Below are 24,875 nucleotides of genomic sequence, written 5' to 3'. Positions count from 1 at the left end.
TTTATACCTCCAGTAATTCTGTTAAATTATTTTTTAAAAATTCCCCAAAAAGATTTACAATCGATTTCGGTTCTTCGTTTCCTTCGTACTCAATGGACAGCCAGCCATCATACTGAACTTCAGATAATTTTTTCAATATTGTTGGATACTCAATATCAACGGCTTCACCCGTTTCGGTAATTTCCTTCACTTTTGCGTGAACATGTCCAGAATAGTGGGCTGTTTTTAATACACCACTTAATTGATCGACATAATTTCCGGTATCTAATAATAGTTTAATAGATGGACGGTTTAAGTCTTTAAATAACCTTAATACATCATCGCTGCTAGATAAAAACCCGCCATGATTATGGTTTTCAATCACTACTGTCATACCTGCCTGTTCAATTAAATCACTGGCTTTATTTACATATTGAATCATAGTATTCCATTGTTCTTCTTTGTTTACATCCGGCCATCCTGCGAAAAGTCGGAAGTTTGGAATCTGCAAAGTTTTTGCTACTTTGATCCATTCTTGAACTTTATGTAGCTCTAATTCATTTTTTTCGATTGACTCATAGCCAAAGTTGCAATCAAACGCTAGATTCACAATTGGAAGCTGAAATTGTTTACTTAAATCAACAATTCCGTTTAAATATTCTTGATCTTCTGGATAAAAAATGTGTTTATCCTCCAGCTCTACTCCCTTAATAAAATCGTGGGTAGAACAAAATTGAATGAACTCTTTTAAACTCAGCTTTTTTTCTAATAATTGTGTATCGAAGGTTTGAGAACTGCATGCAATTTTCATATTTGAAATCTCCTAATTCATTATTTGATTGCCCCGGCTGCAAGGCCTTTTACAAGATGTTTGTGGATCAGTATGAATAAAATTAGTACTGGAATTGTACTGAGCAGTGAAGCACCCATCATGTAATTCCATTGAACATCGTATCTGCCGACAAAACTATATAACCCAATGGTAATTGGCATTTTGTTGTCACTTTGAATAAACGTTAAGGCGAAGAGAAACTCGTTCCAAGCATTAATAAACGAGAAAATCGCAACCGTTACAATCGAAGGGACGGCTAATGGCGCTAAAATTTTGAATAATGTTGTCATTTCATTACAACCATCAATTTGTGCAGCTTCATCAATTTCAGTTGGTATATGATTAAAAAACGTATACATAAACCAAACTGCAAATGAAATCGAGAACGTTGTATTAATAAGAATTAATGACCAGATATTATCCAGCAAATGATTCATCGCAAACATTTTATATAGCGGTACTAAGATCACAATTGGCGAAAACATTTGAATCACTAGTAACAGAGATAAGATGATGTTTTTCCCAATAAATTGTAAGCGACTTAACGCATACGCAGTTGGAATGGAAAATAATAGTACTAGAATCGTTGAACCTAAAGAAATCTTTATACTATTTAAAAAATAATTTCCTAATCCTGTACTTTTCCAAAGTTTAATATAGTTTGCAAATTCCCAATGCTTCGGTAAGAAAATAGACGTATTAAAAACTTCCGCTTTTGTTTTTAATGATGTAATCAGCATGATGAAAAAAGGGAAATCAAGCAGGACAATCATGATTAAGAGAAAGCTCCATTTGATTGTAGCCCAACCGTTCAGTCTCATATTAAGCACGATTTCCCCCCCTTTTACTAATGAAGAAGTATACAACGGTAAAGACCGTCATAATTAGGAAAGTAAAAATAGATAGCGCCGAAGCCTGTCCAAAGTCAATCTTTACAAATGATAATTTATAAATAAGAGTCACTAAAGTTTCCGTTCCTCCTGCTGGCCCGCCCTTCGTTAAAATCCAAATTATCGGGAAAGCATTAAATGCCCATATTACGGATAAAACAATTACTAACGAGTTTACCGTTTTCATTAACGGCCAAGTGATATGATAGAATTTTGTAATTGGTCCTGCACCATCTAGTGAACAAGATTCATATAATTCTGGATCAATAGATTGCAAGCCTGCGATTAAGGTTATAACTATAAAAGAAATGTTTGACCAGATTCCAACGATACAAACGGCGATGAATGCTGATACGGGTGTTCCCAGCCATTGATGGAACTGCTGGATAAGATGTAAATCCTTTAAGATTTGATTCAATGGCCCCAAATCCCCATGGAATATCCACATCCAGCTCATCGTGGCAATACTTAGCGGAGCCGCCCATGGTAAAACGATTAACATATAAGCCATTCTTCTAAAACGGAATTTCTCATTTAAAATGAGTGCAAGCATATAGGCCAAAACAAATGTGACACCTACCGTAATGATGACCCACAAAATAGTCTGCCATAAAATGGTTCCAATTCCATCTTGAGATAGTACGGATCTGAAATTTCCTAAGAAACCAATCGATTGTATTTGTCCAATTCTATTAACCTTTGAGATCGAAAGTAATAGTGTTTTAAACAGCGGGTAAATAAGCGTGACAAATACTAAAAGCAATGTAGGTAATACGAGTAGGTAAGGCAATACCATTTGAAATGGAGATTTTTTTCTTCGTTTTTTGGCAGCTGTTACCTTCAAATTTTGTTCGACTTCAGCTTGTAAAGACAAGCCGTTCACCTCCACTCACGTTAGAGAAATTAAACAATTAATTATTTGAATACAAATCTTTTACTTTTTGACTTGCTGTTTTAAGAGCTTGTGCAGGAATTTGCTGCTGTAAATATACTTTTTGGATTTCATCTGTTACCACATGGTCCATTTGATCTCCGTATTTACCTACATCTTCATATTTGTTGATCGCAGTTGGTACAAGAGAGGCAAAAAATTTATTATTAGGTAAATTATACCATTTCGAATCATTTAATACGGAGTTCAACTCTGGAATAGCACCGTGTTTAACAGCAAAGTTTAAACGGTTTTCTGGTTGATAGATAAACTGCAGGAATTTCTCAATACCTGCTTTTTTCGATGAATCAGTCGTCATAACTGATAGGACATCTGGTTGCATGACTGCTCTCGATTTCATTCCAGGCTCTGCTGTTGGAATCGGTACCATACCATATTGGATCTTTGCTTGATCCAGCATAGAAGCAAACCATGGTCCGGTGATCATCATTCCGACTTTTCCAGCTTGGAAAATTGGCTGAACTCCATTTTCCCATTCCACTGCATTTGGATTAGGGTTTGTTAAATTTTCTTTTACAAGCTTATTTAAGAAGTCTAATGATTTAATTCCCTCAGGTGAGTTGTACAATAATTGGTGCTTTGGTCCAAAATGTGAAGCGGTTACATTCGAATCTGAATTAAAATAGAAGTACTCTAAACCAGTCATAACGTTTGGATACTTACCGCCCACTCCAAATCCGTACACATTTGAGGTAGAAGTTAACACTTTTGCATCTTTATAAATGTCATCCCATGTTTTCGGTGCTGATAAATGGTTTTGTGCAAATAAGTCCTTTCGATAATAAAGCACCCTTGGATCAAGGAAAAATGGTAATCCTGATAGTTTTCCATTGCTGTCTTTAAATGAATCTAGCGGGCCTTGAACAAATCCTTTAAGAAAATCTGAGCTAGCATATGAATCTACAGGCTGAATCGCATTCATATCTTTAAACTCACCTAGCCATAAGCCAGATAGATTTGCGATGTCAGGCGCTTGATTACCTGAAATCCATGTAACTAGACGGTCATGATAATCATTCCAGTTACTAACAAGAAGTTTCACTTGAATTTTTGGATTGGCCTTTTCAAATCTCTTGATTAAATCTTGCATTTCAGGTTTAATTTGCGAATCATATTCTGCTACTGAAAATGTAATAGTGACCTTTCCATTTGATGTAGCAGATTGTTGATTACACGCAGTAAGAAACAACATTGTCATGATCATTAAGAAAACGCAACTCTTAATTAGTCTTTTTTTATTCACAATTTATACCCCTTTCAAGTTTATGTTCCTTCTATAAATGTAAATTCTTACATGATTGTTTTGAAAAATCTTGTAAATCAAAGCATCAAGCTAATGGTAAATACCCTTATATTCTTTATTTTTCAGCTATTTTCTATTATTTCCATTTTATTCTTTACCACCCGCCTAGATTGAATTTTTTGTAACTATCATGAAAGAATTATTAAGCGCTTACATTAATTATCATATATTTTTCATAATATTTTTACAATACTTATTTTTTATTTTTTATAAATATTTTGAATAATTACTTATTATGTAATTAACTTTTTCTTAAGGGAATAAAATGGTAGATAATAGGAAGTAAAAAATCTATGTTCCCTATTCTTTCGAATGAGATACACAGCTTTTTTTCGGACATAATTCCACTTCTAACTTTTGAATATTTGATTAAACCGGACATAAACTAGTTGATTTTCTATAAATAATTTCGGTTCAAAAACTAATTTTCTCTCAATGATCTAATTTGACTCTATTTCATCTACAAACATTTGAACGGCTACTTCATACATCTTATTCAAAGGCTGGACAACCGTTGTTAAGCTCGGCTCAAAGGTTATTGCGAACATGGTGCAGTCAACCCCTACGATTGGTATATCTTTCGGTACCCGCAACCCCAAAGATCGGACCAATTGCTAATAAATCATTACAACAGACTATACCTGTGACATATGAATTCTGCTGAAGACCTTTTGGGAAGCTTCCCATGCTGAATAAATGGTCGATTCCGCATGTATAACAGTTAATGACTGGTCCAGTTTCCATTCCTGTACTGCTGCTTTACAGCCAAGGAGCCGGTCATGATTGTTTGGAGTTCCATCCTCTTCACAAATAACGCCAATGTGACGATGGCCGTGCTCTAATAGGTGTATTGCAGCCATTTTTCTCCGACAAAATCATTTACTCCTATTTGGCACATGTTTTTATGTGAAGAACCGCTATAAGATATTGATTCATGATTAAATATAAGGGAAACCACCATATTATTTGGATAAATTATCTAAGTAATTTTTGTTGGCTACAAAAAAATAGTTATCTAAGTTTGTCTTTATAGAAACAGTGGCCAAATGAACTTCTTTTCATTTCTATTCTACCGTTTTTCTTCAGCAAAAGATAACGCTTCCACCCTTTCGATAGAAGAATCCTCATTTAAATCAAGATCAAAAGAAAAAACTGAGTCCTATTAAATTTAGAACTCAGTCATAAAAATTATATTTTATAAAAGATGCTTAAGTGGAGTCACTGCATTAGATTTTTTTCTAGTTGCCTATTATTATAATCCTAGCTGACTTAACACCGTATCCAACGTAATACTCTTATACGTATTTTGCGCTTTAGGGGCATTTGGAACAGAGTCATTTTGTAATCCATAGTTTTTAACGACATAATCCATGTCCTTTTTATCAACGATACCGTCGAAGTTCAAATCCGATCCTGATGCTTTCGTACCCCAATTTTTTTGTAACTCAATTGCATCTAATACATCAATGACATTATCTTTATTAACATCTCCCGCTTTAGCTGGAGATAATAAATAACTCATGTCCCTTCCAATTATTTCACCTCGAACGTCATACGATAACACAATGGACTTAGACATCGTAAAATGACCTGGTACATCAACAGTCACTGTATAAGGATTTTTATCAGCTTTCATTCCACCAGCAACGTAACTACCACTTTTGTTTGTCAGAGGAGCTTCAACAACTGTTTTTCCATCATCAGACGTGACTGTAACTTTTGCGCCAATGGTTCTGTGGTCTATTGCAGAATTCCTTTGGCCTGTTAAAGGATTAAGCATGCCCTCAAATTGTAATGAACCCCATAACCTTGAAAAGGTTGGTTTCAGTTTAAAAGTCTCCATATACGTATAAACATTGTTTGTTTGTACATTTGATTGATCAATGGTCGTTCCTTTCATCTCCATATCATACCAGTTGACCGGCGAACCTTTCGAATAAATGTTAGATGTTTGCAAGTCGAAATTTACTAATTGCATATCTTCTGGTAAAGTCTTAGTTCCTAAATAGTTAAATGTAATCGTATAGTACGTATTTAAAGTATCTGATGTGGTTGTCACAGTTACTTCTGCATTACCATATTCCTTCACTGCATCACTTACAACGACATTTTTAATGGTAGCTAAGTCACCATTGTCCTTCATGACTGGAATCGTCATCTTTGCAGTTTTTAAGTTTTTAATATTGTTCGAACGGATTGAATAATTTACTGTTTCTCCATTCGAAATAGCTTGTTTATTTGCTTTTAAATAATAATATGGGGTAGTATCAGTAACAAAAGCTACCCGTAGCATTGCCGTAGCGTCTGCGGTAAAGTTTCTCGCAGCATCCATTCCATAGAACTGAACTTTTAATGGTGTTGCTTGCTTTTTGACTAGAATTTGATCCTTGTAATCCCCGTTTTTATCCGTATAGATTGGATCGTATGGCCATGGTCCATTGTAAAAGGAAACAACTGAATTGCTTGATTGATCAACAGGTATTCCAAATCTTTTTGCCTCTTCCGTTTCAGGATCATTAAGATGAATATTAAAGTCATATAACATTTGTCCTTTTGAATCAAGCTGACTTAAATTATATTCAATAACTTTTTGATCTAACGAATCAAAGGTAGAAGTCATCGTTGGTGCACCGAATTCATAAATGAAATCGGATACTTTTGTGAATGTTTTCCCATCATTATTTGTTCCAACCATTTTTAATTTGTAATGACCCATCTTTGCAATGACAAATTGACTGTTAACCGGATTTTTCGCGTCACCTGTAAACGGGTAGTAAGACCCAGCGAATCCGCTAGAATTAGTTAATAGTTGGTTTTCAGGCAATAAATGCCCATTGTAAGATCCTAATAAACCAAGATCTTCACCCGTTGTAGCATCTTGTAATACCACATCTACAGTCTTCATATGTGACTTTAGTTTAAACCTAAATCCAAGGTAAGGCATTGCATTATCTGGCCAAGCTGTATCACCCGAGTACATCGGATTATCAATCGAAAATGAATCAATTCCTTCGGACACTACTCGACCACCAAATGGAATTTGGTAAGTTTCAGTTGGATCTTCATTATTTGTAAATGTGATATATCCCTCATAGGTTCCTTTTTGAGCAGTTTTTGGAATAGAAAGATTAAATTTGATTACTCGCTGACTATTTCCTTCTAAATTTACGGAAGTCGGTCCATCCAATGTGACATTATTTAATGCTGCATCTAGTGAATCTCTTAATCCTGTTTGGAAATTCACTTTTACATTAAAGGTTTTTGCCTTTTCACTACGGTTTTTTAAGATAACGTTTCTACCATCTGAAATATCCTGGTCATCAAACCCATATGATCCAAAGCTCATTGCACCCGTTAATTCTCTTTTTGTTTGGTCATTTCGATGATTTATATTCGTTGTTCTATCATCTACTTGGATCTCAACATTCGAGTGAATCGCTTCATAGGCATCAACTCGTCCGCTACCGATATCGAATACACTGTAATCTTTTGATAGCTTATCTGCTGTATTCATTAAAATAGATTTAATATCCGCTGGTTGTAGACTCTTATTCGATTGAAGTAGTAATGCAGACACCCCCGCTACATATGGTGTAGCCATCGAAGTACCAGATAAACGTGCATATGCATATTTATAGTCAGATGTTTTTGATCCATCTACGGTTTTATCATTCACATAAAATGGAACCGTCGAAAGGATGGCAACACCTGGTGCGGTTACTTCCGGTTTTATATCATAATTAACACGAGAAGGACCTCTAGAACTGAAAGCAGCTAATTCATCTCCAGGAGTTTTGATCTTGGTAAAATCACCAAAAGTAATATCTGCCTTACCTGCCTTTACAGCTGCTAAGATCGCAATTCCTTCATTGTTTGATACAGAAAATGCAGGCATCGCATCAATCGATTCACCTAAAAATGACTGAATCGCACCTTCTGCTTTGTTCACTTCATCATTATACATCAGTACCCCAACGGCACCTTTTGCTTTTGCATTTTTAATTTTATCAATTAATGTATTGGATCCGCGTTTAATGAGTGCAATACTTTTATTATCAAAAGTCTTCCCATTAAAATCAGCTGGTCTACCAAGGCCCACATCAACAAGCTTGTACGTTTGTCCTTTTAATTGAGTTAAATCGTCTTTATAGTTTCTTGCTAATTGTCTTAATGAATAATTAACACCATTTTGTACACCAGCATATTGGAAGACATCCAGACTAATAGACGATGCTCCAACAGTAAGAGCTAATGCCGCAGCACCAGGTGAACCTAGTGTATAGCTTTTATCTCCACTATTCCCCGCTGCAACTACAGTTGTAACACCACTTAAAACGGCATTGTTTACTGCAACGGAAGTCGCGTAAAGTGGATCATTTAGAGTATTACCTAATGACATATTTATAACATCCATGCCGTCTGTTACAGCGCGATCAAGTCCAGCGATGATATCATCACTCGTACCCGAACCATAGGCACCAAGGACACGATAGGAATATAAATCAGCTTCCGGTGCAGCACCTCGTGTACTATATTCACTATCCGCTACACCTCGCCCACCAATAATACCTGCTACATGTGTTCCATGTTCTGTATAGTAAGCGCTACCATTACTGATTTCAGGTTTACCTGAATTTTTCCAATTGGCATAAGTCGTTTCCATTGGATCATTATCATCATCAACAAAATCATATCCACCTTTATAGGCATCAGCTAAGTCTGGATGATGGTAATCCATACCTGTATCTAGAATCCCTACTTTAATTCCTTTTCCAGTTAACCCTTCTACATGTAGTGAATCAAGCCCATCATACGGCATATAATTAGCAACATTTGCTTCATCTGCTTTTAATTGATCATTATCTTGTGCTGGCGGATCAATGGAAAACGCTTCATTATTCCAAACCGATTTGACAGCCTTTGATTTTAAAAGATTCTTAATTTGATTTGCTGGCAATTCCATAGAAACACCATTAAAGGCATTTTTATAGGAATGGTTAATCCTATGATCTACCACTTGATTTTGATCGTCCGTTAAAATTTGCCCCAGATCCTGGGTAAAAGTATCATGATCTTTTTGAACCAAATTGGTTGCTTCTTCCTCAGATAATTGTTTACCCTCTACACTTGCCATCATTTTGGCCACTTTAGCAGGCTTATTGGCAAATTCAACAATAACAGTTGTTTGTTTGGTAGAATTTAAATCAATATCCGAAGAAATTTGGAGACCTGTTGTTTCATTCGTAGAAAGTTGATTTAGCGCTTCCCTTTGTTCGGATGTTAAGTTTGCGAGCACATCCTCTGTCTTGGAATAACTTGCCGCTTTTGAAACATTTGGTACTTGGCCAATAGAACCTAAAATAAAACTAGCAGATAAAGCAGCTACAGCTAAGCTTTTTACAGCCTTACTTTTATTCCCTTTTTTCCCCATTTTCTCCTCCATGTATCTTTATTACATATGTAAATGCAAATAAAAAACGAAAGGATGATAAAAATTTAATAGTTTTTTAACAACATTACGTTATTACCACAAACTACTTATGTAATTATAAATATAAATATCACTCATAATTTTGTAAATTGGGGGAATTTCGAATAAACTATTATACAAAAAAACGATACTTTTCATTTGTTTTTGACAAAAAACTGTCTTTTAAGATCCTATGCTTTCAAAATTATTGCTGAAATTTTATTAACTCTGTTGAAATTTAAATTTTCTTGTACTATAAAAAAAGTAAAAATAAGGTTAATACAATAAAAAGCTATTAATTTTTGAAGCTTAAAGTATAAAACCTTTTTGAAAATAAACTTCAAATTTATATCTAAAAAAGAGTTGACCTTTGCAAAAAGAAGCTTCACAGCAGTTTGAGCAGCTCATTAAATTACAATATGTAAGGGTTTACCCTTGTGTCGATTTATGTATTTTCCACAAATTCTCAGTCAAAAAACCTTCTATTCTCAACTTCTAAAAATACCTCAGAACCCTATGATTAAATCGTTTTTTCCATAACAAAAATTACTTATGTATCTGTTAAGAATGTTGTAAATTTGGGGGAACTTGAATAAATGGTTATTCAAAAGAACGCATATTTCATAACCATTTTTATTAACTAAATTTGTCGTTTAATATCAAACTTTCAATAATTTTGCTGAAAAATGTATTCAAGTTATTTGGTTATTTATATTATATTAAATACAGTCTTGTTAATCCGTTACAAGAAACATAAAAGGCAACGCCCAATGTAAACTGTACCCTATAGAGTAGACACTAAAAAAAGGTCTGCCCTATAGGGTACTTTTATGTATATCAAAAAAACACTTTACTAAGAAAGAATAAAAAATCATATCAAGTTTATGTAAATCTTCCTCATAACACCAATAAAACCCATTAGCATTAGACAATATATTATGCTTGTATCCAAATAGGCTCGGGACCTTTTCAATATTCCCCTTGGATAGGGCGAGAAAATAAATGACGGTTCCAGAAGCGATGACAAGCATTGCGGCAAGGAAGTAGGAGAACCATTTCCATACTTTCTTCATGCTTTCACGACCTATTTTTAGTCATAAAATGCCGGCAGCGCACATAAAAATCGCCGCCGGCACATGGTTCTTACAGTCCTAATTCTTTCTTAATATCTGCAAGCGTTTTTCCTTTCATTTGGTTCACAGGCTTTGGTGAGTTATCAATGGTCGGGTTCTGCATGCCGAAGTTCTTTTCGACATAGGCAAAATCTTTTGCGTCGATCACGCCGTCCCCGTTAATATCGGCATTGCGGTTGTAGTTCGCATCGACCGCGTGAGCGCCAAAGCTTGCTTGAACTGCTAGTGCATCCTGGATGTCAATAACATTGTCTTTGTTTGCGTCCCCTGCTGCTGCGTCCCCGATTTCGTTTGGATAGCTTAACGTCTTACCGTCTCCGTAGTCCATTCCATCCAGGGTCCGGTAGACCTTACCGAATTGATCATATCTGGTGAAGTGACCAGGAATATCTTGGATTAAGGTTAAACGGTCATGCGTAATCGGCAATCCATTGACACTAAATCCACCATACTTGTTTAGAACCCCGTCATAAGTGTTACCTTGGCTGTCGACGACAGTTACTTTCGCCCCAATTTTTGTATAGTCTTGGGATTTAAGCTTTCCATTCGCATCTTGGAACACTTCTGGGTGGATAGAACCGTAAGCCGCTGAGAAATTCGGCAGGATACCGGTTGGAGGAACCCAGCTAAATGGTCTTGTTACCTTTCCGTCCACGCTTGTAAAAGTCGATGTGACACTGTTTGTAATGCTGGATGAATCATTATAATCAGTCATGTTCGGGATTTGAATCGTGACATCGACCATTGGGATCGTGTCAGCTGATATTCCGTTAAAGCTTACATTGACATTGTTTAAAGTCGCATTTCCAGCCTGTGGCGTGGAAGTGTACGAAAGTGTCGCGCCGAGTTGCTGTGCGGCTGGATTTAGGGCAATTTTCTTAATCAATGTGTCGTTATTTCTCGTCATAAAGCGGTAGGCAGCTTGCTTCAGATTGTTCACATGGTTTGCCGTCAGCGTAAACGTCACCGTGTCCCCGATATGGGTGAATACATAGCTTTGACGCATCGGTACATTCGGCTTCGCGTATACATAGGTGTAATTGTTCGGAACAACAAAGTAGTATTTGCGACCGAAGGTGTTGGCGGCTGGGTCGACGCCTTCAAACTGTAAATCGAGCAATTGACCGTTAGTAGGCAGAGCCACTGTACCTTTATATTGACCGTTTTGATCGAGTGAATAAGAACCAGTCATGAAGTAGCTGTTATATGAATAAAATAGGAAATTTTTCGATTGGTCAGCAATCTCTTTGTCGTGGACGAATGCCGTAACGGGAATGGACTTGGTTCCCGGCTCATACTCCACAAATGGATTTCCTTCTTTTTCCCCGTCTAAATGGACATCGAATGCATCGGGCATGGTGTTATCGATAACCATATCGGTGGTGGTTGATGTAAATGCGTTTCCTTCGTCATTATACCCGACCATTTTCAGTTTGTAATGACCTTCCGGCGCCAATCTTAAGCGGAAGTCAATTGGATTGTCGTCATCGCCGGTGAACGGATAATAAGAGCCATTAAAGGACGTATTATACTCGACTCCTTCATTGATTCCGATTCCATCATACCCGCTGGTTACCCCGATTTCATTGCCGTCGGCGTCCGTGATGATCTGGTACAAGTATCTCATATGGGACTTTAAGGTGAAGTGACCAGGCATCGTTGGGTCAAAAATCAAATTGGTTAAATGATTTCTTACAGTTGTGGTTCTATGCCAGTCATAATCGTAACTTTGAATTCCCTCTTCCACATAGTGTACGCCAAATGGGACACGGTACGTTTCCGATGGGTCATCATGATTGGTATAAACAATATATCCTTCATAAATGCCTTTTTCAGCTGAGGTTGGAATCGAAAGTGTTACATTTCTAGTGACATGGCTGTTCGTTGGTACTTTTACAGACAAATCTGTATTAAGTTCAACACCATTTTGTGCTGCATCTTTTGCCCCTCTTACACTTGATTGGAAGGTTACTTTGACATCAAATATCTTCGCTTCCGTTCCCTTGTTTTCAATGGTTACTTCACGAGCATCGTTAATATTCTTCCCGTTAAAAGCAACGTTACCGAAGCTAAGGGCCCCTGTATTTTCATTCATTTTTCTTTCTTTACCATTAGTGATGGTTGGTGCTTTATCTTTTACTTTAATTTCAATGGAAGAGTGAATCGCCTCATAAGGATTGACTCTCCCTGCCCCTTGTTCAAATACGCTGTAAGGCTTGCTTAACGAATCAGCTGTATTCATTAAAATGGCTTTTACATCGTCTGGCGTTAGATCCGGTTTCGCTTGCAAGAGAAGCGCGGCAATCCCTGTTACGTTTGGCGTTGCCATGGAGGTCCCGCTCATCCTTTCATACGCTGTAGTGTAATCGGACGGGTTGTCATGGTTATGCACGAATCCTGGAACAGTTGATAATACATTCACACCTGGGGCGGTAATTTCCGGCTTGATGTCATACGTCACCCGGGATGGACCGCGGGAACTGAATGACGCTAAGTTGTCACCTGGCGTCGTAAGGGAACCTAAGTCGGTAAAGGAAAATTGCGAATTGCCGGCTACGATTTTCTGCTGCAAGGCAAGCCCGTCAGCATTCGTCAAATTGAAAGACGGGATAAAGTCTACTCCTTCGCCCAAATAGAACGGCATATACCCCTCGGTTGGATTGTTATTCCAAATGAGGATGGCAGCTGCGCCTTTTAGCTTCGCTTGAAGGATCTTATCGTTGATGGTTTGACCGTTGCCGCGCTGGACCAACACCACTTTCCCGGCTACATCTAAGTTCCGGTAGTCGTTTGCTGCCCCGTAATTAGGGATATTGACGATATTCAAGGCTTGCCCTTGGAACGTGGAGAAGTCGCTATTCCACCCTTTTGCGAGCCCGCGCATATTTGCATTCACGCTGTCGAGCTGCCCTTTCATCGTTGGAATCGTCTGCGGAACATCACTTGCCCCTACTGTCAAGGCGAGTGACGCGCTTCCTGGGGAACCCAAAGTATACATGCGGTCTCCCGAATTTCCTGCCGCGACGACCGCGGTTATCCCGCTTAGGACTGCATTGTTGATGGCTATGCTCGTCGGATAGAGCGGGTCATTGTTGTTCGCCCCAAGTGATAAGTTCATAACGTTCATGCCGTCTGCGACCGCCCGCTCAATCCCTGCCATGACGGTTTCATCGGAACCGCTTCCGCCAGGACCTAACACACGGTACACATATAACTCGGCATCCGGCGCGATGCCATTGGTGGCATATGGGCTATTGTTTTTCCCTTGACCGACAATCGTGCCGGAAACGTGTGTCCCATGTTCTGTTTCGTAATCGCTTGCTTTCAAGGTACTCGGATTTGCTTTTTTATAATTCAAGTAATCCTGATACGTAGTTTCCATCGGGTCACTATCGTTGTCGATAAAATCATATCCGCCTTTAAATGCTGCTTTGATATCTGGGTGGTTGTAGTCCACGCCGGTATCAAGAACGGCCACTTTTACCCCTTTGCCGGTGTAGCCTTCATTATGCAATTTGTTGATATTGAGGAAGTTTAATTCTGCTGCCATTCCTAGACCTTGAGGGTCAGAGGAAGGAGTCGCGTCTTCTGCACTCGGAGGCTCTGCCTTAATGGTGGAATTGCTGAAAATCGCTTGGACGACACTCGATTTCATGATTTCCTCGATTTTGTTCGCTGGCACTTCTAATGCGACCCCGTTAAACGCATTTTTGTATTCGCGAATCACTTTGTACGTGCCATCTGATTCTTTCGTAAAAACAGAACCTAAATCCTGTTTAAACGCCGTGTGGTCATCGTTTACATTTTCTTTTGCTTGATTACTGGATAAAATTCTTCCTTCTAAAGCGGCTTCAAGGACGGCGGTATGCTCTGGCATGTTTTTGAATTGTACGATGACGGAAACGCTTTCTGCGCTAACAAGATTGACTTTTGGATCTAAAAAAAGACCGGACTGGTCATTCGCGGATAGCTTTTCTAAGGCTTGCCTTTGCTCTGGCGTCAGCTTGGATAGTATCTGCACCGCTGTCGTATTGGTTGTCGCATGCACAACAGTTGGCGAAGATGGATAGAAAGCGGATAGGCTGCTAGTTAACAAGCCTGCCCCAAGCACTAGGGCTGTCGCTTTTTTCAGCGTTTTCTTTTTCATGTTCTTGTCCATTCTTTTTACGTCCTCTCCTTTTCCTAACTATGTAGTAAATTAATATATTTGTAATAACGTGAAGGTTTCGTTCTGGTGACTTAACTTCACATTTAATACACTGATCTCTCTTTCTACAACGGGGTATTAAAATTATTCAACGAATCTAGTGTAAATTGGGAGTTTAATTATTGATTATTTAATATTCAGAAATATCAACCTATTCACATTATAGTTTTAGATCTAATTCTAGTAAATTGGGGGAAATTCTGTATATTTTTATTACTATTTTTAAACATGATTCTACAAGAAAATAAAATTTTGATGTTGTGTTTCATCTAATAGAATAGAAGAAAGAGGTAATATGATTTAAAAAATTGTAGAAATTGGAAAGATGTTGTCACTTAATATTGGGGGAATTTTGGGATTTCACTAGAAAAAAATAATTTTAGCAATTGATATTTTATTGTTTATATTTGATATTCTGTTCCGATTGGAACCATCCTTCTCTTGATTGCCGCCTGCCGCTATAGTGGACCTGACAGTGCAATGGAACTTCTCAAAAAGTGACTGGTCAATGGTGAAATTAATGAAGAGGATTATCAAAGAATAAAAAATGCTCTAAATAAATAACTCCCTATTAAAAGATAGACAACCGGACAAAATACATCCGGTTGTCTTCCCTTTCATACATATTAGGTATTTATAGATGGAAAACATAGGAATGGTTTTATTTGAGAAAAATTTAAGGAGAGGTAACTGAAGCCACCTCAGCAGCCAACGTAGATTTGCTATCACCACTCCCTCCGTCTAGGGACACCCAACTTTTTTGATTTCTATAGTTTTCTCCCCTAAGAGCTATTACTCCTTAATTCTTACCTTTATTTCTTTAGGTCCGCTTTCTTTATATCAAATGATAAAAAATTCACTTGAGTAACTATGATGAAAAAAGTTTAGGAACTCCTTTTAAAATCAATTTAATTCACTTATAATTTCCTCCAGCGTTTTTCCATTTGCATTTTCTTTTGGATTTTTGTCAGCCTTTACTGTCGGATTTTCAAGCAGATAATTTTTCTTGATATATTCCATATCCTTCATATCTACGATACCATCGAAATTGATGTCAGCTTTGCGATCATTTGTATTCCAATGATTTTTTAGGTAAACGGCGTCATCAATATCAATCAAGTTGTCTTTATTGACATCACCCGCTAAAGCTGGTAGGAACGAAAGGATTTGCTGCTCACCGAGACTGCCTTCACGGCCGATTGTAAACGTTTTTTCTACTGTGAAGTGGCCTGGTATATCCAACTTGAATGTTAAAGGTATACGATCGGAAGGCAATCCGTCAACATAGAATTTGGCGTCCTTTGTTACTCTCCCCTCATACGAGTTGCCATTCCCGTCCATCACTGATACTTTCGCACCCAATGCAAGATAATCTACATAGGTAGTAAGAAGGGCTCCGTAACCATCTCTATAATAGATCGCTTCACCATTCATATCCCCTCGCAATTGGGAATATTTCGGCCATACTTTTACAGAAGGATGGGCAGAAACGGCTGTTGTTTTTGTGCCGTTCTCAGCTGTATAAGTAGCATTTACAACTGCCATTGCGACATAGTTATCAATATACTTATCGTCTTTCACTCTGGCTTGCACATTTAATAAAGGAAGTGTTTCCGGTGTTACAATTGAACCTTGAAGCGCCTTAAGGGTGACTGTTATGCCACTGCTTGTTTCTGTCGTTACCAATGAAACCTTTCCTTTCAACTCTTCGGAAACTTCGATTGCGTCTACTGCCAAATAATCTTTGTTGAACTGATAGTTCCATGTTGCTTCTTTCCAGCTTGTGCTATTGTGTGCTTTTGAAGTAAAGCTGATTGTATCGCCTGTTTTCACTTCTTTTTTATCAGCAATAGTGGTAATATAATTTGTCCCTTTTTTGACAAAATAGAAATCCTTCTGAACTGAGGGGACACCCGCTCTGTCTGAACCGTAAAAACTGATAGGCAGCACTTTCAGGTAGCTTGGGAAGCTTGTACTGTAATTAAAGTTGCCCATCTCATCTATTGGGAACTGCTGGAAATAATAAGAATTGTTTAAGCGATAATTTAAACGGTTATTGCCTTGCTTAGCCACCAATCCTAATGCAACCGCATCATCAATTTGTTTATCCTGTACCTTGCCCTTGACTTGAATGGTAGTTGCAGCAGGGTCCACTTCGACGATTCCTTCCGAAGTTTCTGTTTCGATGGTCGGCATCTCATTATCAATCACGAATGGTTTTTCAATAATAGTTTCTTTTCCTTGATCATTTGTAAAGACAAATTTCATTTTATATGAACCTGGCTCAGCTATTTTTGATTCATAAGAAATCGGATTTTCTTTTTCATTTGTAAATGGAAAATACTTTCCACTTAAAAACAAGGATGTAGGTTTATTCTCGCTGATCCAAGTACCATCATACTGCCCTACAAATCCAATGTCTTCTCCTGTTTTTGCATCTGTTAAGAACAAATCAATCGTTTTCATATGAGAATTCAATTGATAAGATACGTTCAGATATGGGTTGCCTTTTGATGTGCCATTCTCCTGGAGAGTCGTGAAAGTGTTGTTTGTCATATTGACAAATTCGACACCTTCTTTCACTTTTCGGATGGCAAATGGAATTTGATAGCTGTCATCTTGGTTTTCTTTATTGGTAAATGTGACATATCCTTCGTAGGTGCCGATTTTTGCATTGGTCGGAATCGTAATCCGAGCAGTAACCGTTTCTTTCCCTCCGGCTTTCACCGAAACGGAAGAAGGAGTTTCCAATACAACGCCATTTTCAGCTGCTGCAAGGGATCCTTTTATTGCCTGATAGCTCACTTTGACTTCATACGTTTGATCTTGGCTACTTCTATTATGGATATCAATTTCCTTCTTTTCATCTATCGCATTTTCAGTCGCATAAAACGTTCCAAAGCTAAGTGAACCTGTAATTTCCTTGATCGTTTTTTCTTTTTCGTTTTTAAATAGTGTGACGGTCTCGTCAGCAACTTCGAAGGAAGAGACTGCATGAACGGCTTCATATGCATCTACCCTTCCTGCTCCAACTTCATATACGCTGTCTTTGCTTTGGATCGCATCAGCGGTATTCATTAAGGTGCTTTTTACTTCTCCTGGAGAAAGCTTGGGATCGGCTTGAAGTAATAGTGCTGCTATACCTGCAACGTGCGGCGACGCCATGGAAGTTCCAGAAAACTTATCGTATGCGTATTCGTAATTCCCTAAATACTCTTTTCCTCGGTAAGAACTTGACACAGTGGACATAATTGTACCGCCTGGAGCAACAACTTCTGGCTTGATATCGTATGTACTTCGCGCTGGTCCACGTGAACTGAAGAAAGATAAAGTATCATCGATAGCTGCATACTTTTCTTTTACTTCATCAAACGTAAAGGAAGCTGTTCCTAATTTCAACATATCTTTAAATGCTTTTCCTTGCTCTACGGTTAAGATCTGAGTCGGTATAAAATTTGGCAGTTCTGTAAGTCTATCGGATATATAACCGGATCCATACTTATCATAGAGGAATATTGCTTTTGCCCCTTTTTCTTTTGCAATGGCCACTTTTTGACTTAGTGTTATATCTCCTGTAGATACAAGAACGAGTTTATCTTTGACATAAATATTAGCGTAATCAGCCTCTGTTCCTGAATTTGCATCTACCATTTCAATGGTTTGACCTTTAAGCAATCGGGATTCATTTCCAAAGCCCGTTGTGCAATAACGAGTTTCAGCTGTTAACTGTTTGTTGGCTGTTTTGAAAGTTCCGATAAAACCAGGGAGAGCGATCTCTGTGTTTGTCGATCCTACTGTGATGGCCAATGGAGAAGCGGCTGGCGAACCGACAGTATAGAAGCTTGCCCCAGCATTCCCTGCAGCTAAAACAGCGGTGACGCCTGATAAAACCGCATTATTGATTGCAACGGCAGATGGTTCTAATGGACTGTTATAACTATTTCCAAGAGAGAGATTGATGACATCCATCTTATCTTTTACGGACTGTTCAATTCCTGCAATAATATTCTCTTCCGATCCAGTTGAATAAGGACCCAGCACGCGATATACATATAAATCGGCATCCGGCGCTACGCCCTTTGTCGCAAACTTCGCGTTATTTTTCTGCTGCCCAGCAATAATCCCAGACACATGTGTTCCATGATCAGTGGAATAAGGACGACCAGTATTTTCAGGCTTACCAGATTTTAGCCAATCTTCATAAGTCGTTTCCATCGGGTCGTTGTCTTTATCCACAAAATCGTACCCACCCTTAAAAGCATCCTTCAAATCCGGGTGGTTATAGTCGATTCCAGTATCCAATACCCCGATTTTGATTCCTTTACCTGTAATTCCTTCATTATGCAGCTTGTCTACGCCCATAAGGGTCTTCGGATTGCTGCCTGTATACGCAGATGTTCCAGCAGTTCCTTGTTCTGCAGATTCTGAAGGAAGATCTAATTGAACCACTTGGTTTTCCCAAACATTTTTTACTGTTTTAGATTTTAATAAGTTCTTCACTTCGTTAGCAGGGAGAGTCAAAGCAACCCCATTATAAACTTCCTTATAAGATGTTGTGATTTTTCCTTTAATCTTTAAAGCATCTAAGTCATGCATAAATACAGCATGGTCTTCTTCGACCAATTTCTCGGCATCCTCTTTTGTCAGCACTCTACCATTCATTTTTTCCATTAAGACTGCTGTTTTGGCAGGCTTGTTCTTAAACTCAATAATCACAGAAATCTCCTGTTCACTTGATAAGTCTGTCTCAGGGGACAACTGAATTCCTGATGTGGTCGTTTGCGACAAATCTTGAATCGCTCTTCGCTGTTCGGGAGTTAATTGCTTTAATACTTGATCAACCTTGGATTGATTTACTTCGTACACAACAGGTTGGGACTCGGTTGAAGTGTTATTTGTTTCCGCAAGAGCTGTGAATGAGGAAAGCATTAACGATGTTACAGCTGCAGTAGTCATGACTTTAAATGCTTTTAATTTACTTTTATTCATTAGAGCCTCTCCTTTTTTAAGTTTTTTCTCTGTATCTCTGAACCTTACTGGGTAAATACATACAATTAAAAGTGTACCTACATCATAGAACACAGTAAATTGGGGGATTTAAGTATAGTTCAATAGGCTTAAGGATAAATAACTCCATTAAAAAGATTGTCATTCAAACAATATTTTAATAGAATTTTAGGTTGTTAAAGGAGGTATTTTGTCGAAATGAGTATTATTATGGAAGTTATTTTTTTAAAAATGGGGGGAATAAACCAAGATATATTGAATTTTATGGTATTAACAAAAATTAAATTAATTAAAATGCCTATAAAGAACTAGATAAGGATTTAGGACTTTTGACATAATTAAATTTATCCTAGAAAAAACAGGCCCATAAAGTTTGTTCAATCTTCCACGAATGACGGAAACGGTCATCCGAACGGGCATATTTTGCATCTTTCGATGTCAAAGTAATACGTTTGTCTTCGCTTTCGTAGCCATTGTGTTGGTTTGGATCACTCGTCCGAACACTCGACATGATGGCATGACCAGGTGCCATGATCTCTGGTTTTAATAATAAATCACTTGTTGTTCCCCAAGAGGTAAAGTCTGTTGGTTGACCTGGGTTCGATTCTGCAAAAGCCGAACCAATTTTTTCTCCTTGAATCGCAAAGTCGATCGAAACTGGTTCATTTGCACTCATTGGTCCGATGACAATGCCACCATCATCACAGGTTGCCATTAGTCCGATGACAATGCCACCATCATCACAGGTTGCCATTAGTCCGATGACAATGCCACCATCATCATCGCAAGACAATTCTTTAAATTTTTCTTCTAACATCATGCCATCTTCGTAGCTAAGAAAAGAAAATGGAATACTACTGAACCCTTGTGGTTCTACTTTTGCTTGCGTCGCACTTCCATCTCTAGGCTCTTTGTTGCGAATGGGAGAAGCTGCTCTTCTGGGAGTAAATTCCCTTCGAGGTATCGATTGTAAAAGGTCCTAACAGACCAAGTAATCTAGAAGTATAGCAAGCTGTATTCGTTTTTTCCACTAGGTTTAATCAATGTCCATCGCCTTCCTATAAAACAAGTATTTTTTCCTTGTTGCATTTATTTCGATACCCTAAATAATAATAAATTTTATTAAAACCTGAGCCTTGCTCAAGCGTAAACAATTAAATTACATGGAAACGATTTCAATTTTCGAGCAAGGTGAAATGAAGCAGTGGGACGGTTCTTCTGCTCCGTCCCCCCATCTAGGTATAAAATGAAAATCCTGTTTTTAACACTATTGTGCATTATTGTAAACAATCGAGAATCTTTTTTCGCCCATCCATTTTTCTCCATTGTAATCTATTTTAATGGCTGCAGAATAATCCCCTTCCATTTCAAATTTAGCTTGTCCAACATACACACCATTCCCTGTTTCCTGCATTTTCATTGAAATATCTGCATGACTCATCCCTTGCATATCCAAATCTACGCTAACCTTCGCACCTATTACTGGTTTACCTTCTCGATCTAAAATCTTAATTTGAATGGGAGTAGATTGATCTGGTGTAAATGATTTAGGTGTAAATAACTTTATTTCAAAATTATTTGAACTACAGCCTGTCATCGAAATAATTATAAGGCCAATAATTAAAATGGTTAATTTATTCATTATTCCACATCCTTTCTAATAGTTTTATCTTGTTGAAATAAAATGAGGCATTTACCATTTAAGATTATCATCCAAAACCATGAGAGATACAAATATTAATATATTAACTTTAAAATTAAAGAGACAGATGAAGACTGCGTAAAACTTATTCTCTATCATCAGCTCGGTTATCATTTAGTTTTTAAGAACAACAAACTTGATTTAAGGATTTTAAAGTATTTCGAGGAAGATGAAAAAACGCAGCTTCTAGCTAAAATAGAATCCAATGCCTGGGATTATGGCAGAACCTTGGTACCAGATAAATTAGTAAATTCCTATGATAAAGTCCGTGACTTAGATAAAATACTACTAAAAAGCTATTAAACAATGTAAGACATAAAAAAAGTAAGAAGAAAAAACGCTAAACTCCATATTAAAATGGAGTTTAGCGTTTTGAGCTTTCAGGTCTATGTAATAGCCCACACAATTTCACTAGTTATGGCTGCTGCGTTCCCGCCCTGACCCGTTCCTAGGTTCCTCGTTGGACTATGACTCCGCAGATAGGACTCGAACCTACGACCGATCGGTTAAACGCCGAATGGACTGCCACTTTACTACTGCGGTATAAAAATTAGTTGTTTTTTTTTAGTGGAAATGACGGGAGTCGAACCCGTGTGCAAAGATCTTGGCACTTATACTTCTACGAGTGTAGTCAGTAAAATTAGTTTTCGCTCACTTCTTTAGCCTACTGACAGGCATTGAAGCAGCTAGTCTGGTTATTCTCTTCCTTCATCCTCAGACGGTGGAATTCGGCGTAGTCCACTTGGAATGAGTCCCTTACCCCACCACATGGACGATGGAGGGAGGAACCGCTAACGGCTGTTATTAAGCAGCGAAAGCGAAGTTGTTGTTTTGTTTGCCAGTTATAGGCTTTTATCGTTTTAACGAGGCCGAATCCCTCGACTCGCCATATAAGCTCAAACGATCCCTGTCGATACCAAGACATTCCCATTATAAAATGGCAGAGAAGAAGGGATTTGAACCCTCGCGCCGGTTACCCGACCTACACCCTTAGCAGGGGCGCCTCTTCAGCCTCTTGAGTACTTCTCTGTAGTAAAAACCTTATTGCGAAGTTCCGATAAGAACTTACAAGAGAAATATATCATCGATTCAATTTGGAAGATAGCTGTAAATTTTGGTAGTTCAAAAGTCCTAGTCTTACCGTTGGAACTTTATAGTTAACTTATATTTGAGCTGTCCTAATGTGTTTTATCCATTTTCGACTAAGGAAGATTCATACAGCCTTAGTTCAAAAAATAGATGATTAGTTAATAATCCTGGCTTTGATAACAGTATATTTTCTTATACATTTTTCTTCGGTTAGCATTAAAAAGTCATCTGACTATTTAAATCGTTACTTATAAATACAGCGAAGTTTGGGATTTTTTCCTTCTGCCATTACACTGTGATCCATAATCCATTCAACATATTCCGGTAGGTAACAGCTGCAGGCGGGACTGGTGGTGGAGGAATAAATGGAACTACTATTGGTCTATACCAAGGATTGTGATGATGCAAAATAATGTAGTAATACATTCATTCATATCCTCCTTTCATTTATAGTCAAAGTAGTCTATGAGCTTTCACCTAAATAGGATTGGATGGAAGCCTAACTTTATGATTTAATACCAATACACATGAAAATTGTCTTGGTTATAACGCCATTGAAAGTATTTGCGTGATCGTGGAATAAAACGAATTTTATAAATGTCTCTCTCCATACCAGGACATGCATTTCATTTGAATGAGGAACAAATAGACAATCTCCTTTCGACTGTTATTTAAACTTCATTTTATATTCAGCTTGGAATGTTTCTCCTGCTTCAAGCTTATTCACTCCAATCTTCTCCTTCATGTTCCCAGATGTATTATACGTATCGGCAATACCGTACCAAGGCTCTATGCAAACAAATGGCGCTATAGTGCCAGTAGTGTCCATATATTTCGACCAAATTCCAACAAACGGGAATTTTTCGAACAATACTTCTATTCCATGACCTGATTTATTAGATTCCAGTGTAATTTGATCGATATTGCTGTAGACAAGAGCATCATGTGCAAATAGAGTGTGCTTGAGTTGAATCGTTGAAATATCATTAGCAGTTCCTCTCTCATGGATAAGAGAATCCTTTAGCTCATATTCCATTACATTTTTATTTGCTGCAGGAGTAAAGTTTAAACGGTAGTCCTCAATGGTTTCATTTTCTACAAGCGGAATCTTAAATGCAGGATGAGCACCAATTGAAAAATACATTTCTACCTTGTTTTCATTCACTATTTCCCACTGAACCATTAGGGAGTCCTCTTTGAGTAAATAACGAATTATCGCTTTAAATTCGTAAGGATAAACATGACTGAAGCGTCCAGCAGACTCAAGCACAAAAGAAACGGTTGTTGCTGTCTGCTCTTCTACATCGAATACAACGTCACGCAAAAAGCCATGCTGTGACATCTTGTAGGTATGATCATCCAGTTGATACCGATCTCCTTTTAATCGTCCAACAATCGGAAATAAGACCGGAGAGACTCGTCCCCAGTATGCGTTATCCCCTGTCCACATATAGTCTATCCCATTTTTCTTATGCTTCACTTCTCGTACTTCTGCACCGTTTCTTACTATACCTACCTTTAACCAATCATTTTCAATTACAAGCATCATTTTTCCCTCAACTCTCAAGTTTAAGATGAATCATGGTGTAAAGTTACCCTTCATAATACCAAGGACAAATCTCAAAAAATTACCTAGTACAATTTTATAAAATAGTATGACGACTTTTTGTTTCTGTGGAAAGTATTAAATTAAATATAAAATTGACCTTTGGAGAAATTACCCTGAGAATACCAAACATAATTGGAAACATTGGAATTAAATTACTAAGGATTTATCAATGTATCCTTGGTATATTATGTGTTGTCGCTTCTGAACGAATTCAAAAACATGAAATGGTGAGTAGTCGCGGTTCCTTTATTGGAGCTGAGGAAAGTCCAGGCTCGCACAGTGCTGAGATGCCTGTAGTGTTCGTGCCATCTGCAAAGGTGGGCAGCCGATTAACCGTTTCGGCTGACGGCGGTGAAATCATGCTAAGTCCTTTTGGATATGCTGAGAATAACCTGAAAATGCCACAGTGACGAGCTTTTCTGGAAACGGAAAAGGTGGAACGGGTAAACCCCACGAGCGAGCAACCCAAATTAAGGTAGGGGCATCATCCTGCGGTAAATGAACCTAACGGATGGATCGGCCATTAGCCGATAGTTATATGACTACTTCTTCCTGTACAAGGCTTGCTGCCGATTGGAGTACGGAGGAACAGAACCTGGCTTACATCCATTTCATGAGCAATTTATCGTTCAAAGCTACAATTGATTGCGGGTTGGACGAGCAATATGGCTTATAAATCAATCGTCCAAGTTTTATATCCCC

General features: G+C 37.9%; 11 protein-coding genes, 2 tRNA genes, 3 other RNA genes and 1 pseudogene. 1 reads left to right on the top strand and 16 read right to left on the bottom strand.

Features of this window, described 5'->3' with window-relative positions; genetic code table 11:
* Position 1: 1 nt before the first annotated feature.
* The 16 genes and pseudogenes from ACJ004_RS04700 to ACJ004_RS04625 form a co-directional block, all read right to left on the bottom strand.
* The gene (locus ACJ004_RS04700) at positions 2 to 790 is read right to left on the bottom strand and encodes a sugar phosphate isomerase/epimerase family protein (RefSeq protein ID WP_410891419.1); all 789 of its coding nucleotides are present in this window, start codon (positions 788 to 790) and stop codon (positions 2 to 4) included.
* A 20-nt stretch (positions 791 to 810) separates the two neighbouring features.
* Positions 811 to 1,632, bottom strand: coding sequence for a carbohydrate ABC transporter permease (locus ACJ004_RS04695; protein ID WP_410892120.1), 822 nt, complete (start codon positions 1,630 to 1,632; stop codon positions 811 to 813).
* Position 1,633: 1 nt separating this feature from the next.
* Positions 1,634 to 2,575, bottom strand: coding sequence for a carbohydrate ABC transporter permease (locus ACJ004_RS04690; protein WP_410891418.1), 942 nt, complete (start codon positions 2,573 to 2,575; stop codon positions 1,634 to 1,636).
* Positions 2,576 to 2,612: 37 nt separating this feature from the next.
* The gene (locus ACJ004_RS04685; RefSeq protein WP_410891417.1) at positions 2,613 to 3,896 is read right to left on the bottom strand and encodes an ABC transporter substrate-binding protein; all 1,284 of its coding nucleotides are present in this window, start codon (positions 3,894 to 3,896) and stop codon (positions 2,613 to 2,615) included.
* Between the two features lie 500 nt (positions 3,897 to 4,396).
* Positions 4,397 to 4,816, bottom strand: a pseudogene (locus tag ACJ004_RS04680) (substrate-binding domain-containing protein).
* A gap of 392 nt (positions 4,817 to 5,208) precedes the next feature.
* Positions 5,209 to 9,387 carry a S8 family serine peptidase gene (locus ACJ004_RS04675; protein ID WP_410891416.1) on the bottom strand — a complete coding sequence of 1,393 codons (4,179 nt, stop codon included), beginning with the start codon at positions 9,385 to 9,387 and terminating at the stop codon, positions 5,209 to 5,211.
* A 1,182-nt stretch (positions 9,388 to 10,569) separates the two neighbouring features.
* On the bottom strand, positions 10,570 to 14,706 hold the full coding sequence (locus ACJ004_RS04670) for a S8 family serine peptidase (protein ID WP_410891415.1): 4,137 nt from the start codon (positions 14,704 to 14,706) through the stop codon (positions 10,570 to 10,572).
* A gap of 963 nt (positions 14,707 to 15,669) precedes the next feature.
* A complete protein-coding gene (locus ACJ004_RS04665; protein WP_410891414.1) occupies positions 15,670 to 19,755 on the bottom strand; it encodes a S8 family serine peptidase in 4,086 nt (1,361 codons plus the stop codon).
* Positions 19,756 to 20,122: 367 nt separating this feature from the next.
* Positions 20,123 to 20,590: a hypothetical protein gene (locus ACJ004_RS04660; RefSeq protein WP_410891413.1), complete on the bottom strand. Its 468-nt coding sequence runs from the start codon at positions 20,588 to 20,590 to the stop codon at positions 20,123 to 20,125.
* Positions 20,591 to 21,040: 450 nt separating this feature from the next.
* Entirely contained in the window at positions 21,041 to 21,415 is a 375-nt protein-coding gene (locus ACJ004_RS04655; protein WP_410891412.1) for a FixH family protein, read from the bottom strand.
* Positions 21,416 to 21,862: 447 nt separating this feature from the next.
* Positions 21,863 to 21,947, bottom strand: an RNA gene (gene ffs / locus ACJ004_RS04650) — signal recognition particle sRNA small type.
* Positions 21,947 to 22,018 (bottom strand) — tRNA-Lys (locus ACJ004_RS04645). Before ACJ004_RS04645 ends, ffs begins: the two co-directional genes overlap by 1 nt.
* A gap of 22 nt (positions 22,019 to 22,040) precedes the next feature.
* Positions 22,041 to 22,404: a transfer-messenger RNA gene (gene ssrA, locus ACJ004_RS04640) on the bottom strand.
* Between the two features lie 9 nt (positions 22,405 to 22,413).
* Positions 22,414 to 22,504: transfer RNA gene (locus tag ACJ004_RS04635), tRNA-Ser, on the bottom strand.
* Between the two features lie 348 nt (positions 22,505 to 22,852).
* Positions 22,853 to 22,990 carry a hypothetical protein gene (locus ACJ004_RS04630; RefSeq protein ID WP_410891411.1) on the bottom strand — a complete coding sequence of 46 codons (138 nt, stop codon included), beginning with the start codon at positions 22,988 to 22,990 and terminating at the stop codon, positions 22,853 to 22,855.
* A 241-nt stretch (positions 22,991 to 23,231) separates the two neighbouring features.
* Complete coding sequence (locus ACJ004_RS04625; protein WP_410891410.1) at positions 23,232 to 24,110, bottom strand: aldose 1-epimerase family protein; 879 nt, start codon at positions 24,108 to 24,110, stop codon at positions 23,232 to 23,234.
* A gap of 286 nt (positions 24,111 to 24,396) precedes the next feature.
* On the opposite strand from ACJ004_RS04625, the gene rnpB reads away from it, so the two are divergent.
* An RNA gene (gene rnpB / locus ACJ004_RS04620) (RNase P RNA component class B) lies at positions 24,397 to 24,781 on the top strand.
* Positions 24,782 to 24,875: the final 94 nt, after the last annotated feature.

Origin of the sequence: Neobacillus sp. 204 (genome assembly GCF_046562815.1) — a bacterium.
In the GTDB taxonomy this organism is placed as follows: domain Bacteria; phylum Bacillota; class Bacilli; order Bacillales; family Cytobacillaceae; genus Neobacillus.
Note: the sequence above shows the minus strand (reverse complement) of the source record. Positions and strands in the feature narration are given on the sequence as shown.

Excerpts from the sequence above, each read along its gene's own strand:
- ACJ004_RS04655 (WP_410891412.1), bottom strand. The coding sequence starts at position 21,415 with ATGAATAAATTAACCATTTTAATTATTGGCCTTATAATTATTTCGATG.
- ACJ004_RS04700 (WP_410891419.1), bottom strand. The coding sequence starts at position 790 with ATGAAAATTGCATGCAGTTCTCAAACCTTCGATACACAATTATTAGAA.
- ACJ004_RS04675 (WP_410891416.1), bottom strand. The coding sequence starts at position 9,387 with ATGGGGAAAAAAGGGAATAAAAGTAAGGCTGTAAAAAGCTTAGCTGTA.
- ACJ004_RS04665 (WP_410891414.1), bottom strand. The coding sequence starts at position 19,755 with ATGAATAAAAGTAAATTAAAAGCATTTAAAGTCATGACTACTGCAGCT.
- ACJ004_RS04670 (WP_410891415.1), bottom strand. The coding sequence starts at position 14,706 with ATGAAAAAGAAAACGCTGAAAAAAGCGACAGCCCTAGTGCTTGGGGCA.
- ACJ004_RS04695 (WP_410892120.1), bottom strand. The coding sequence starts at position 1,632 with ATGAGACTGAACGGTTGGGCTACAATCAAATGGAGCTTTCTCTTAATC.
- ACJ004_RS04625 (WP_410891410.1), bottom strand. The coding sequence starts at position 24,110 with ATGCTTGTAATTGAAAATGATTGGTTAAAGGTAGGTATAGTAAGAAAC.
- ACJ004_RS04660 (WP_410891413.1), bottom strand. The coding sequence starts at position 20,590 with ATGTTAGAAGAAAAATTTAAAGAATTGTCTTGCGATGATGATGGTGGC.
- ACJ004_RS04630 (WP_410891411.1), bottom strand. The coding sequence starts at position 22,990 with ATGTATTACTACATTATTTTGCATCATCACAATCCTTGGTATAGACCA.